This is a genomic window from Pseudobdellovibrionaceae bacterium, from assembly GCA_019637875.1.
GTDB lineage: Bacteria > Bdellovibrionota > Bdellovibrionia > Bdellovibrionales > Bdellovibrionaceae > JAHBUW01.
Genome location: JAHBUW010000005.1, coordinates 71566 through 84801 on the forward strand (window position 1 = coordinate 71566; position 13236 = coordinate 84801).

General features: G+C 59.8%; 11 protein-coding genes. 6 read left to right on the plus strand and 5 right to left on the minus strand.

From position 1 onward, the window contains the following. The first annotated feature begins 13 nt into the window (after positions 1–13). Both KF767_08010 and KF767_08015 read left to right on the plus strand, forming a co-directional pair. Entirely contained in the window at positions 14–1177 is a 1164-nt protein-coding gene (locus tag KF767_08010; protein MBX3017817.1) for a bifunctional 2-methylcitrate synthase/citrate synthase, read from the plus strand. A 301-nt stretch (positions 1178–1478) separates the two neighbouring features. Continuing rightward, a complete protein-coding gene (locus KF767_08015) occupies positions 1479–2411 on the plus strand; it encodes an arginase (GenBank protein ID MBX3017818.1) in 933 nt (310 codons plus the stop codon). 56 nt (positions 2412–2467) lie between these two features. Here the strand turns inward: KF767_08015 and KF767_08020 are convergent, their stop codons facing one another. Further along, on the minus strand, positions 2468–3436 hold the full coding sequence (locus KF767_08020; GenBank protein ID MBX3017819.1) for a LysR family transcriptional regulator: 969 nt from the start codon (positions 3434–3436) through the stop codon (positions 2468–2470). 223 nt (positions 3437–3659) lie between these two features. Between KF767_08020 and ahpC the strand changes: the two genes are divergently transcribed. Together ahpC and ahpF are read left to right on the plus strand one after the other, a co-directional pair. Beyond that, entirely contained in the window at positions 3660–4229 is a 570-nt protein-coding gene (gene ahpC / locus KF767_08025) for a peroxiredoxin (protein MBX3017820.1), read from the plus strand. Between the two features lie 233 nt (positions 4230–4462). Continuing rightward, positions 4463–6043, plus strand: a complete 1581-nt coding sequence (ahpF, locus tag KF767_08030) for an alkyl hydroperoxide reductase subunit F (protein ID MBX3017821.1) — start codon at positions 4463–4465, stop codon at positions 6041–6043. Between the two features lie 30 nt (positions 6044–6073). On the opposite strand, the gene KF767_08035 is transcribed toward ahpF, so the two are convergent. Next, the gene (locus tag KF767_08035) at positions 6074–6457 is read right to left on the minus strand and encodes a VOC family protein (GenBank protein MBX3017822.1); all 384 of its coding nucleotides are present in this window, start codon (positions 6455–6457) and stop codon (positions 6074–6076) included. A gap of 54 nt (positions 6458–6511) precedes the next feature. Between KF767_08035 and pepN the strand changes: the two genes are divergently transcribed. Next, a complete protein-coding gene (gene pepN / locus KF767_08040) occupies positions 6512–9154 on the plus strand; it encodes an aminopeptidase N (protein MBX3017823.1) in 2643 nt (880 codons plus the stop codon). On the opposite strand, the gene KF767_08045 is transcribed toward pepN, so the two are convergent. From KF767_08045 to KF767_08055, 3 genes are all read right to left on the minus strand, one after another. Next, positions 9151–10029 carry a DNA-3-methyladenine glycosylase gene (locus KF767_08045; GenBank protein ID MBX3017824.1) on the minus strand — a complete coding sequence of 293 codons (879 nt, stop codon included), beginning with the start codon at positions 10027–10029 and terminating at the stop codon, positions 9151–9153. The two genes, pepN and KF767_08045, sit on opposite strands and share 4 nt — an antisense overlap. Positions 10030–10338: 309 nt before the next feature. Next, positions 10339–11061, minus strand: coding sequence for a GTP cyclohydrolase I FolE (folE, locus tag KF767_08050; protein ID MBX3017825.1), 723 nt, complete (start codon positions 11059–11061; stop codon positions 10339–10341). Positions 11062–11112: 51 nt separating this feature from the next. Continuing rightward, positions 11113–12537 carry an FAD-dependent oxidoreductase gene (locus KF767_08055; protein ID MBX3017826.1) on the minus strand — a complete coding sequence of 475 codons (1425 nt, stop codon included), beginning with the start codon at positions 12535–12537 and terminating at the stop codon, positions 11113–11115. 64 nt (positions 12538–12601) lie between these two features. Between KF767_08055 and KF767_08060 the strand changes: the two genes are divergently transcribed. Further along, positions 12602–13207 carry a 2OG-Fe(II) oxygenase gene (locus KF767_08060; protein MBX3017827.1) on the plus strand — a complete coding sequence of 202 codons (606 nt, stop codon included), beginning with the start codon at positions 12602–12604 and terminating at the stop codon, positions 13205–13207. The last annotated feature ends 29 nt before the right edge of the window (positions 13208–13236 follow it).

Sequence of the window (13236 nt, forward strand, 5' to 3'; positions counted from 1 at the left end):
AAGGAGTCACCACATGAGCGACAAAATTTTGAATCCGGATTACGTACCGGAACCCGATAAAATGAACACCAAAAAGGGCCTCGAGGGCGCGGTCATCGACACGACCTCGATTTCGAAAGTCACCGCGGAAACCAGTTCGCTCATCTACCGTGGTTATCCCGTGCAAGAACTCGCCGAACAGTGCCGCTTCGAGGAAACCGCTTACCTGCTGTGGAACGGTGAGCTTCCGAACAAGACGCAGCTGGCGGAATTCGAAAAGCTCGAGCGTTCGTACCGCGAAATCTCGAAGGACAACCTTCAGGTCATTCGTTTGCTTCCGAAAAAGTGCCATCCCATGGATTCCATCCGCACGGGCGTGAGCTTCCTGGGCACCGAAGATCAGCGCATCTGGGACAAGGCATCGAATCCCGATAAGGCGATGATGCTGCTCGCGAAAATCCCCACCATGGTGGCGGCGGATTACCGCTTCAAAAAGGGTCTGGATTTCATTCCCCCGAACCCCAATCTCTCCATCGCCGAAAATTTCTTCCAGATGTGTTTCGGCAAAGTCCCCTCGGCGGACGTGGTGAAGGCGTTCGACGCCTCGCTGACTCTGTACGCGGAGCACTCGTTCAACGCCTCAACCTTCACGACTCGCGTTGTGACTTCGACCGAATCCGACATCTACTCGGCGACGGTGGCGGGTATTGGCGCCTTGAAAGGCCCGCTCCACGGCGGCGCGAACGAAATGGTCATGCATATGATGATCGAGATCGCGGATCCCACAAAAGCCGAGCAGTGGATGATCGACGCTCTGGCGCAGAAGAAAAAAGTCATGGGCTTCGGTCACCGCGTGTACAAATACGGCGACTCGCGCGTTCCCACCATGAAGAAGTACGCGCAGAAGATGGCCGACGTCACCGGCGAGCAAAAGTGGATGCAAATGTACGAGAAGCTCGAAAAAGTCATGGCCGAGAAGAAGAAGATCTACCCCAACCTGGATTTCCCGGCGGGTCCCGCCTACTACATGATGGGCTTCGAGATCGACTTCTTCACCCCCATCTTCGTGATGGCCCGCACCACCGGCTGGTCGGCGCACATCATCGAGCAAGCGGCCAACAACCGTATCATCCGCCCCTTGTCGGAGTGGGTGGGCTCAGAAGAACGCCACGTAAAACCTTTGTCGGAACGCCAATAGGTACCGGGGGCGCCGAGCCTTCTTCCCTGGTGTCGCTACCGCGTCACCAAAGGAGCGAGTCCCGAGTATCTAGCAAAACGCCCTCTCCGGAGGGCGTTTTCTTTTTCGCCTCATCGTCCGCGTCCCGGCCCGCCGAGAGGTACCACGTACCGCGTGCGGTACGTGGTACCTCTCGGCCTCTCCGCGACCAAATCTTCTGTTTCATGAATCGAGTGCTTGCTCTTCATCCTGAAGAAATCCTTAAACTTCGCCGACCGTGACCTGACTTGTTGCTTCCCGCGGAGCCACTCATCATGGCGTCATGGATATCGCATGGATTGGCGCCGCAAATGGTTCAGGATCGAATCACTGGGGATCGCGGGATGGGGCTCACTTTCTGAAGGAGCAGCTCAGCGGCTCGGATCTCATTCATTTGGCGCGGATGCCGATCATCGAAGAGGACCCGACCGGGTTCGCCATGAAAGCGCTGCCCGCGCTTTTGGATTTCAATCATAGACTCGCACTGAAAACCGCCAACGCTCACCGGGCCGGAGACTTTCCGGTGATCGTTGGCGGGGACCATAGCTGCGCCATCGGGACCTGGTCCGGGATCTTCGCGCGTCAGTCGCGGAAGCTCGGCATGCTCTGGATCGACGCCCATATGGACGCGCACACCTTCAACACCTCGGAAACCGGAAACATCCACGGCATGCCGCTCGCGACGCTTCTGGGACGCGGATTCGCGCCCTTCGTGAACCTCCTCGAAGAAGGCCCGAAGCTCGACCCGAAACGCACGGTGCTTTTCGGCGTACGGAGTTACGAGCGCGGCGAAGCGGAACTCCTGCAATCACTGAATGTGCGTGTCTATCTGATGGAAGAAATCTTCGATCGCGGTTTCGCGGTCTGCTTCCGCGAAGCGAGCGATCGCGTGCGTGGCGGAGGCGGACTCCCCTTCGGCATCTCGCTGGATCTCGACGCGCTCGATCCCGCCCAAGTCCCGTCCGTCGGCACCCCGGTCCGCGCAGGCCTCGACGCCGGCGAGCTGCTGCGCGCCTTCCCCCAAATCCTGGGCGACGAAGACCTCCAAGCCTTCGAACTCGTCGAGTTCAACCCCCACGAGGACGTCGCCGACCGCGGCCTCAGCTTCGTCATCGAAGTCCTCAACCTCGTCCAAAACGCCCGCCTCGATCTCTCGGTCGCAGCCCTACGCCCCTACACCCAAAAACGCCGCCCGCCCGCCGGACTCCGCCCGTAGGATAGGGTACCACGTACCGCACGCGGTACATGGTACCGCGTGCGGTACGTGGTACCCTACGACTCCGTGATCGGGAGGACTTCGAGGTCTTTGGGGCGGATGCGGCGGACTTCGTCGGGGATGCTGGCCAGGATGGCGTCGCCCAGGACTTCGATGAGTTCGGAGCGGAAGTGTTCGCGGCGGTAGACGAGGCCGATTTCGCGGGCCGGGACCGGGCGTTCGAAGCCCACGAGTTTGGTGTCGGCGCGGAGGTTTTCGGTGGCGAGCGACGGGAGGAGCGTGTAGCCGCCGTACTGCTCGACCAGATTTTTCAGCGTTTCCAGATTGCCGCTTTCGAACTGGTAGCGGCGTCTCCCGCCCCGCACTTTGCGGTTCGAGCACAGATCCAAAACCTGATTGCGCATGCAGTGCCCCTCTTCCAGAAGCCACACGTCGTCCATTTTCAAAGAGGTGTACTTCATCTTCTTCTGGGCCGCGTACTCGTGGTTTTTGCGGCAGAAGACCGAGAAAGGTTCGTAGTAGAGCGCGACCTCCTGAATTTTCGGGCGACCGAGCGGCGTCGCGAGAATCCCCACGTCGATCTCGTCGTTTTCGAGAGCGTCGATGATGTCGCTCGTGCGCAGCTCTTTGATCACGAGCTCGATCTCGGGATAATTCGATTCCAGATGCGGCAGGAGTTTCGGTAGCAAATAAGGAGCGATGGTCGGGATCACCCCGAGACGCAGTTCGCCCGCCTGCGCGCCCTTTTTCTCGTTTTGGATGAGACTCTCGATCCGGCGCGCCTCGTGCACCACCGCGGTCATCTGCTCGACCAGTTTGCGTCCCACGTCGGTCAGCAAAATCGGTTTTTTGGAGCGGTCGAAAATCACGACGCCGAGCTCTTCCTCTAACTTTTGGATCTGCATCGAGAGCGTCGGCTGAGTCACGTTGCAGGCCTCCGCCGCCTTCGCGAACTGGCCCAGACGATTGACGGTCAAAACGTACTCAAGTTGAGTCAGCGAGAAATTGAGTTTTGATTTCGACATGAAGCTCCAACATCCCGGATCAGTCCTCGAAACCACGAGGAGGCCGCCCTATCGACAGAGTCCAAAGAACGACCTATAGACCCGTCGCATCAATATAGAGAAAATCTATCAACACCTAAAAACTATCAATTTCCCCTAATGGCGTCAATAGTCTACTCTGGCTTTGTACCCAATTGAGAGTTATGACAAAGACTCATAACCCGCCATCCCTAAAGGAGACCGAATGGCAGCGACTCTGATCAATACGAAAGTGCCCGACTTCAAAGTTCAGGCTTACCACAATAACGACTTCCGCACCGTCACCAACAAAGACCTTGCGGGCAAATGGTCGATCTTCTTCTTCTACCCTGCGGACTTCACATTCGTCTGCCCGACCGAACTCGGCGACATGGCGGATAAATACGCGGCTTTCCAAAAGCTGGGCGTCGAAGTGTACGGCGTTTCGACCGACACTCACTTCACGCACAAGGCATGGCATGACGCTTCGGACACGATCAAAAAGATCAAGTACCCGATGCTCGCGGATCCGACCGGCGCCCTCTCGCGCGCGTTCGGCGTCTACATCGAGGAAGACGGCATGGCTTACCGCGGAACTTTCGTGGTGAACCCCGAAGGCCAAATCAAATTGGCGGAAGTGCACGACAACGGCATCGGCCGCAACGCCGAAGAGCTGTTCCGTAAAGTGCAAGCGGCTCAGTACACCGCGACTCACCCCGGAGAAGTTTGCCCCGCGAAATGGCAACCCGGCGACAAGACCCTGAAGCCCGGTTTGGACCTGGTCGGCAAGATCTAGTCCCGATTTTGAAGCGCCGGTTTCGGCCGGCGCTCTTCCGAGTTTCCTCCGGGAACCTCGGTGACCCGCTCTCAAAACCCGAGCGTGTTTCCGAGTTTTCCGGCCGCCGCAGGCCCCACTTTCCCGCAACGACGATCCTCCTTCCGCGGGAAATCAGACCCGCAAGGTCGGCGTGCGACCGAAAGCAGGCGCCTGCCCGCACCGGCCCCCATTGAAGAGTGAAAGGACAAATCATGCTCGACCCGCAAATGTTAGAACAACTCCGCAGCGTCTTTGAAAAACTCGAGAACGTCGTCGAGCTCCTTGTCGAGCCGTCGGAACATCCCGATCGCGCCGAGCTTGTCGAGATGCTGAGCGAAGTCGCGAGCACCTCGCCGAAAATCCGCGTCGTTGACTCCGAAAACTCCAAACCCGTGGCCGGGCCGCAGTTCCGCATCCGCACGACCGACGGCAAAGCCCCGCGCGAAACCGGCATCGTCTTCCGCGCGATCCCCGGCGGACACGAGTTCACAACTCTCATCATCGCGATTCTGAACGCCGACCTCAAAGGCAAGATGCCCGATCCCGCCATGGCCGCGCGGATCAAACGCCTGAATAAAAATATCCGCGTGCAGACCTTCATCTCGCTGACCTGCGAGAACTGCCCCGACGTCGTCCAGGCGCTGAACCAGATCGCCATCCTGCACGGCAGCTTCCACCACGAGATCATCGACGGCGGCTACGCGCAGGACGAAGTGAACGCCATCGGCATCCAAGGCGTCCCGAGCCTCGTCGTGGATTCGAAACTCATCCACTCGGGCCGCAGCAATATGCTGGATCTTCTGAGCAAACTGGAAGCGCAGTTCGGCGTCGACCAGAGCGTCCAGGACGTCCCCGTCGACATGAACCTCGGCCACTTCGACGTCCTCGTCATCGGCGGCGGTCCCGCGGGCGCGAGCGCCGCGATCTACTCGGTCCGCAAAGGCCTTTCCACCGCGATCATCACCGAAAAAATCGGCGGCCAGGTCCAAGAGACGAAAGGGATCGAGAATCTGATCTCGGTCGTTTACACGGAAGGCCCGCAGCTCGCCGCGCAGCTGAGCCAGCACATCAGCCACTATCCGGTGAAGCTCTTGGAAAACCGCCGCGTGAAGAAAATCGAGAAAGGCTCAAAACCCAAACGCATCGAACTCGAAAGCGGTGAACACCTGACCGCCGAGTCGATCATCGTCGCCACCGGCGCGAAGTGGCGCGAGCTCGGCGTCGAGGGTGAGAAGGAATACCTCGGCCGCGGCGTCGCCTTCTGTCCGCACTGTGACGGCCCCTTCTACAAAGGAAAACCCATCGCCGTCATCGGCGGCGGAAACTCCGGCGTGGAGGCCGCGATCGATCTGGCGGGCATCGTGAAACACGTGACCGTTTTCGAATTCAATGCGGATCTCAAAGCCGACCGCATCCTGGTGGACAAGCTGAAGTCGCTGCCGAACGTGACGATCATCACGAACGCGAAAACCTCGAAGATCGTCGGCGACGGCGGCAAGGTGACCGCGATCGAATACGTCGATCGCCAAACCGAAAAGACCGAAAAGCTCACCCTCGACGGCATTTTCGTGCAGATCGGTTTGATCCCGAACAGCGGCTTTCTGAAAGAGACCGTGGACCTTTCCAAGTTCGGCGAAATCAAAGTCGACGAGAAAGGCCGCACGTCCGAACCCGGCATCTACGCCGCGGGCGACGTGACGACCACGCCCTACAAACAGATCGTGATCGCCATGGGTGAAGGCGCGAAAGCGGCGCTCGCCGCGTTCGAAGACCGCATGTACCACGCGGGTTAAATGAAAAGGGAGGCCCAAGCCTCCCTTTTTTTATTCCGAATCGTGATCCGCCGGGAAGGGCTCAAAAACCTCGATGGCGTGACCATCGGGATCGAGCGCGATGAAGACGCGCCCCGTGGGCATGCTCTCCAGATCCATCATGATGTCCGCCCCCGGCAAAGCGCGGATGCGGTCAAAAATCTGCTGAATACCGACGAGTTCAAAACGAATGGAAACATTCGTCGTCCCCGCACCGTCGCCCGGCTTCGCGATCGAGTGCAGAACGAGCTCGATATTGGCCAGCACACCCCGGTGAACGGCGCCGCCCTTGTTCACGGTATCGGGATGCAGTTCCGCCCCCAGCGCACGGTAGAAGTCCACCATCCGCGCGGTTTGACGGGTGTTAAATGTGATGGTCACGAGCTGCGCCGACATGACTCTATGCCATCGTCATTGACAGGTGATGTCAAGATGAACGAAGTGAGAGCCATGACACAGACTGAGCGCCAGAAAACTTACCTCAAAGATTATACCGCCCCGACCTTCCAGATCCCGTCGACGCATCTGGCGTTCGACTTCCGATCCGAGAACGGGAACGACTTTTGTCGAGTCACCTCCACGCTGAAACTTCAACGCCGTCCCGGAACCGAGGGCGATCTATGGCTCGACGGCGAAGAGCTCGTCCTTGAAGACATCAAGCTGAACGGTGCCGCGCTCGCCGCCTCGGCCTACGTTCGCGAGGACAAGGGGCTGAAACTTCTGAATCCGCCGTCGGAGTTCACACTGCAAACCACGGTGAAACTCGAGCCCAAAAAGAATACGGCGCTCGAAGGTCTTTACGGCTCGGGCGCGGTCGCGCTCACGCAGTGCGAACCCCAAGGCTTTCGTCGGATCACCTACTACCTCGATCGTCCCGACGTGATGAGTTCGTTCGAAGTCACCATCGAAGCCGACAAGGCGACGATGCCGGTGCTGCTTTCGAACGGCGACTGCGTGGAAAGAAAAGATCTGGGCGGCGGCCGCCACTTCACGAAGTGGGTCGACCCCTTCAAGAAGCCCTGCTATCTGTTCGCGCTGGTGGCGGGACCTTTGGCGGTCCTGAAAGACACCTACACCACGGGCTCGGGCAAAAAAGTCGCCCTCGAGATTTACACCAACGAAGCGAACATCCCCCGCTGCGGTTTCGCCATGGAGTCGCTCAAACGCGCGATGAAGTGGGACGAAGAACGCTTCGGTCTGGAGTACGATCTGTCGACCTACATGATCGTCTCGACCGACGACTTCAACGCGGGCGCCATGGAGAACAAGGGCCTCAACATCTTCAACAGCCGCCTCGTGCTGGCCGATCCGAAATCGGCGACCGACTACAACTACCACATGATCGAAGCGGTCGTGGGCCACGAGTACTTCCACAACTGGACCGGCAACCGCGTGACCTTGCGCGACTGGTTCCACCTTTCGCTGAAAGAAGGACTCACCGTCTTCCGCGACCAGGAATTCTCGATGGACATGGTCAGCCGCGATCTCGTGCGCATCGACTCGGTCATCGATCTGCGTGAATCGCAGTTCGCCGAGGACGACGGCCCCAACGCGCACCCGATCCGCCCCGAATCCTGCTATGCGGTCGACAACTTCTTCACCTCGACGATCTACGAAAAGGGCTCCGAGGTGATCCGCATGATGCAAACCATGGTGGGACGCCCCGGCTTCCGCCAAGGGATGGATCTGTACTTCAAACGCCACGACGGCCAAGCGGTCATCATCGAGGACTTCGCCGCCGCGATCTCGGATGCGAACAAGCAGGACTGGAGCCAGTTCAAGCGCTGGTACTCGCAGGCCGGAACCCCGCGCGTGAAGGTCACCGAAAATTTCCAAGGCGACACCTACACCCTCACGCTCGAGCAGTCGTGCCCGTCCACACCCGGCCAGACCGAGAAGCTCCCCTTCCACATCCCGCTCATCGTGGGACTCGTCACGCGCGACGGCAAAGATCTGGAGCTCACACACCCCTCGCTGAAGAAAAACACCGAAGGCAAAACCCTCATTCACCTCATGGAGCCGAAACAAACTTTCGAATTCAAAGGCCTGAAGGAAAAGCCGCTCTTGTCTTTGAACCGCGAGTTCTCGGCGCCCATCGTGCTGGAGTGGAATCCCCCGGTGGAAGAGCTCTTCGCGCTTTACAAAATGGACAACGACGCCTTCAACCGCTTCGAAGCTGGACAAAAGCTACAGCAGCTCGAGATCGCGAAGTTCATCGACGCCGCAAAGTCGAAAAGCACGGCCGCGCTCGACCCGCGCCTGATCGAGGCGCAGATCGCGATCCTGAACGACGCGCGTTTGGACAACGCCCTCAAAAAGAAGATGGTGGAACGCCCCTCGCTGGCGAGCCTGGCGCAGTCGTTGCCGGGTTTCGACAGCGCCGCATGGAAAACGGGAATCGATGCCTTCCGCCGCGCCCAGGGTCAGGCCCTGGCCACGGTCGCCCGCGACATCTACACGAAGCTGCACGGAAAATCCGACGGCGTGCTCACGCCCGAAGCGCGCGGCGAACGCGCCCTGAAAAACTGGGCGCTGGGACAACTCTGCAACGCGGGCGAAGGCCACGCGCTTGCGGAAAAACAATTCCGCGAGACCTCCATGATGGTCGACCAGGAAATCGCCTTCGCCCTGCTGATGGAAGCCCCCGAAGCCAAAGCCCGCGAGATCGCGTCGAACTTCTACGATCAGTGGAACTCCGACTCGCTCGTCATGAACAAGTGGTGGTCTTTGCAAGCGCAGACCGAAGCGCCGTGGACCTTCGCGCGCGTGCAGGAGCTGCTGAAACATCCCGCGTTCAACATGAAGAACCCGAACTCGGTGTACGCCCTGCTCGGCCGCTTCAGCGACAACTTGATCGAGTTCCACGCCAAAGGCGGCGAAACCTACCGCTTCTTCGCGCAAGAGCTGAAAAAGATCGACGCCCTGAACCCGCAGGTGGCGGCACGTTTGTCGGGCGCCTTCGACTTCTGCCCGCGCGTCAGCCCCGCCTTGCAAGCCGAAGCGAAAAAAGCGCTCGACGGCTTGCTGGCCGATAAGCTGTCGCCGAACGCCTTCGAGATTCTGTCGAACGCACGCAAGGCCCTGGGCGCTTAACGCGTTCGGCGTCGCCTCTTCGGTGAAGCGACGATGCGCGCTTTCTTGGTTTTGATGAATTCAGCGTTCTCAAACCGCAGCGGCCACGCGGCCGCTGCGCCCGCATAGTCCACACCGATACGCGCGCTCACGTGCAGCCTTGGTCGCGCTCCCGATCCCTCTTCGATCCATAAGCCATCCGCACGCGTCCACAGGCGCACGCCGTCGTCTTTGCGGTCGATCGACATGACCTTGCAGAGTTTCGCGGGACCGTCCGTCGGCGGAAAGCCCTCATCCAGCATGCGGACCCCGCGCAAGAGCGCGGCCTCGGGACAGCCTTCGTGCTGGGCCACCACGTTCATGCAGAAGTGCATTCCGTAAACGAAGTAGACGTAGGCGTGACCGCCCGCCTTGTACATGGAGCGCACGCGGTCCGTCCGGCGACCACCGAAGGTGTGCGCGGCGGCGTCTTTCACGCCCAGATAGGCTTCGGTTTCGGTGATCTCCCCGCGCAGAACGCGTCCGTCGGGAAGACGTCGGCACAGGACTTTGCCGATCAGCTCGCGCGCGACGAGTTCGGTGTCGCGACGAAAAAAAGAAACCGGCAACAGCCGGCTTGAAGTAGATGACCGCGTCTCAGCCGACCGCGTCTCAGCCGACCGCGTCTCAGCCGACCGCACAGCCCGAGTTTCCGGGGCCGCACGAATCGAAGATTTCTTCGGAAGCGGCCTTAGGCCGCTGGTCCGTTGAAGCGGCCTTAAGCCGCTTTGGTGCTCGCCGGAGTCAAGATCCCGCGTGCGTTGCACGTCGCGATCATGTCCTTCCAGAAGGCCTCTTTGATTTTGGTTTCGGCGGGGCCGAACTTCACTTTGGGAAAGCTTGCGTTTTTGGCGCATTCCACAAACTCCGCTTCACCGGTCTGCACGATCTTCCGCATGAGGCTGAAGTGCACGTCAGTGAAAGGCTTTTGATCCACCAGCATCTTGCGCAGACCTTGCTCGGGCGTCTGGGTCAGAAACTGATAGAGTCCGTTATAATCGTAGTCAGACATGGGCTAAACCCTCCTGACTTCAATGATCGGCCGAAACCGGCCTGAGCCACAGTCTGGCCCGACCCGTTCCGGCCCCGTCAACAGACCAGAACCCCGCCCTCTTGATCAACTCTAAAGTGGAAACGGGACGAAATGCCCGGGTCCAGGAAGCACCCTAGTTCCGCGTCAGGAATTCGGCGCGGGTTTCGGGACGCGTTTTGAAGTGGCCGCGCAGATCCGACGTGGAGGTCGAACTTTGGCAGTCCTGCACCCCGCGCGCGATCACGCAGTAGTGCTTCGCGCGGATCTGCACCGCCACGTGCTCGGTCTCGAGCACCGCTTGCAGACAGTCGGCGATCTGTTTGGTCAGACGCTCTTGTACCTGCGGACGGCGCGCGAAGAACTGCACGATGCGGTTGATCTTCGAAAGACCGATGACCTTTTTGTTCGGGATGTAGGCCACCGTCGCCAGCCCGTCGATGGTTTGGAAGTGGTGTTCGCAGACGCTCATCACTTCGATGTCGCGCACGTGCACCATCTGATCGTAATTCATCTCGTTGTCGATGACCGTGATCTTCGGGAAGTTCTCGGCGTTCAGGCCGCTGAAAATCTCCGAGACGTACATCTTCGCGATCCGGTTCGGCGTGTTCTTGATGGAGTCGTTTTTCAGATCGAGTCCAAGCACCTTCAGGATTTCGGTGAAGTGCCCCGAGATCCTCTGAATCTTCTCGGCGTCGGAAAGGGAGTTCATCGTGACCGGCGTCGGACGCACCTGACGCAAAATCTGGGCGACCGTCAGCTCGGTTTCGTGCGGACGCTCGAGCGCCGGCTTCGCCGACGATTTCGTGGGTGCTTTCTTGGATTTGGAAGATTTAGCCTGAGCTCTTTTGGTAGTCATATTCGGGGCGGAAGCTAACGAAATTCCCCGCCCGGGTCGACGAAAAAGGCCCTACAGGGGAAAAAGTCGCTGCGGCCGGTTCTGAATCAGGTACTCGGCGGCCCGCACGCCCGAAACCAGCGCCCCTTGGAGCGTTCCCCGCTCCAAACCGACGGTGTGCTCTCCCGCCCAAACCCAGTCTTCTGAGGTCTCTTGCCACTCGCTTCCCATCCCCGGTCGGGGGTAGCTCACCGAGCCCTTCGCGAAGGGTTGCAGCGACCAGTTCACCATGGCCTGTTCCATCAGCTCGCCCGTCGCTTTTTTCCGGAAAAGCGATTCGAGTTCGCGCTGAATCGCCAGCCGGTGTTGGGGGCCCGCGGCTTTCGCGGCCTCGCCACCCCAAAGGACCGACAAAACCCCTTGGCGGAATTGGAACAGCGGATTCAAACGGTAACTCGACTCCCACACCACTTGGCCTTCGCCGAAGTCGATGAGTTTCGATTGATCGAGCGCCGTGCCCCAGAAACGCTCCTGGTAACTGTAGATAAATTTAGAATGGGCGCCGACCTGAAAGGCGCTCGCGTTCGTCCACGGCCCCGAAAATTCGATCAAGCCGTCGACGTCTTTCAGCACCGCCAGCGGCAGCGCGCAGATCACGTGCCGCGCGAAAACGGACTTCTGCCCCGACGGCGTTTCGAAAACCAAATCCAGTCCCCGCGAACGACGACGAACCGCGATCAACTTGTGACGGAAAGAATAAGTGCGTTCGGGTTGAAAGCCCGCCGTGCGATCGAACATCGCCTGCGCAAGCGCATTCGAGCCCGCGCGGAAACGGTAACGACTTTCGGTCCACAGCGAAACGGGATTTTTCGCGCGGTCGAAAGCCGGAGCGAAGACCTCGGCGGCGATCAACTCGGGGGCCGCCCCGTAACGCTCCAGGCTCCATTCGGAAATCAAACTGGTGAAGGCCGCGTCGCGACTGCGCGCCTTCGCCCAATCGGCGAGCGACAAACCCGTGACGACCTCCGCACGGGCCGCGGATTTTTGCAGACGTTTGAGCTCCGCGTTCGCGCCCGCCAGCGGCAGGATCTGGTTCAAGCGACGACGGCGCGCGCGCGTTTCGATCTCTGCGACCTCGGTCGTTTCGATGCGCAGCTCTTTCGCCAGATCCAAGACGAATTTCTGCTCCCCGGTGAAGAATTCGGCCCCGAGTTCCGCCACCGTCTGGCCACGGAAAAAATCCGGGATCGTATAGATCCGCCCGCCGATACGGGCCGAGGCCTCGTAGACGTGGTAGGGCAAATTTTGTTTTTTCAGCTGGTAGGCGGCGGCCAGGCCCGCGGCCCCCGCGCCCAAAATCACGATGCGGTCGGCGTCCTCGCTTTGGTCCCCCAAAACGATGCGGTCAAGCGTCGAGCATCCCGCGAGTCCCAAACCCGCCGATGCGCCCACGCCCCATTTCAAAAAGTCCCGACGATTTCCACGTTGATCCGACACTTCGCCATTTTAGAACCACGCCCGTCCTTGCGCCAAGCCCGAATTCGGGCTTAGAAGATGGCGCATGGCCCCCGACTTCGACCGACTCGCGACCGACGACTGGACCCTGATCCGCGACTTTTTGTCGACCGAAGAGGTGCGCGCGCTGCAAACTTACTGGGAGAAAAGCGCCACCGCCGCGCGCCCCGCCCGCGTTTCGGCGAACGTTTCATTGAATACCGAGATCCGGGGGGACCAAATCCTCTGGCTCAACGAAAACGAAGATCCGGCGGTGGATGCGCTCTTCGTCCGTCTGCATCAGTTGCGGCGCGAACTCAGCGAAGCCCTTTTTTTGAACCTGCACGATTTCGAGGCGCACCTCGCCTGTTATCGTCCCGGAGCCCGCTACCAAGCGCATATCGATCAACCCCGCAAAAACGGTCAGGCCGAGGGGCGTCGGTTGATCTCGCTCGTGCTGTACCTCAACTCGAACTGGCGTCCCGAGGACGGCGGCGAGCTGATTCTGTGGGCGGAAGACGGTCAAAGTGAGCGCGCGCGCATCGCTCCCGTGGCGGGGACGGCGGCCCTTTTCCGCTCCGATACGGTTTTGCACGAAGTGAGCGAAGCCCATGCCCCCCGTTTGTCGATCGCGGTCTGGTTTCGACGCTCACCGACGACCGGGATTTTTTAGCCGCATTCAGCGCGCTTTTCCGTTAAAAC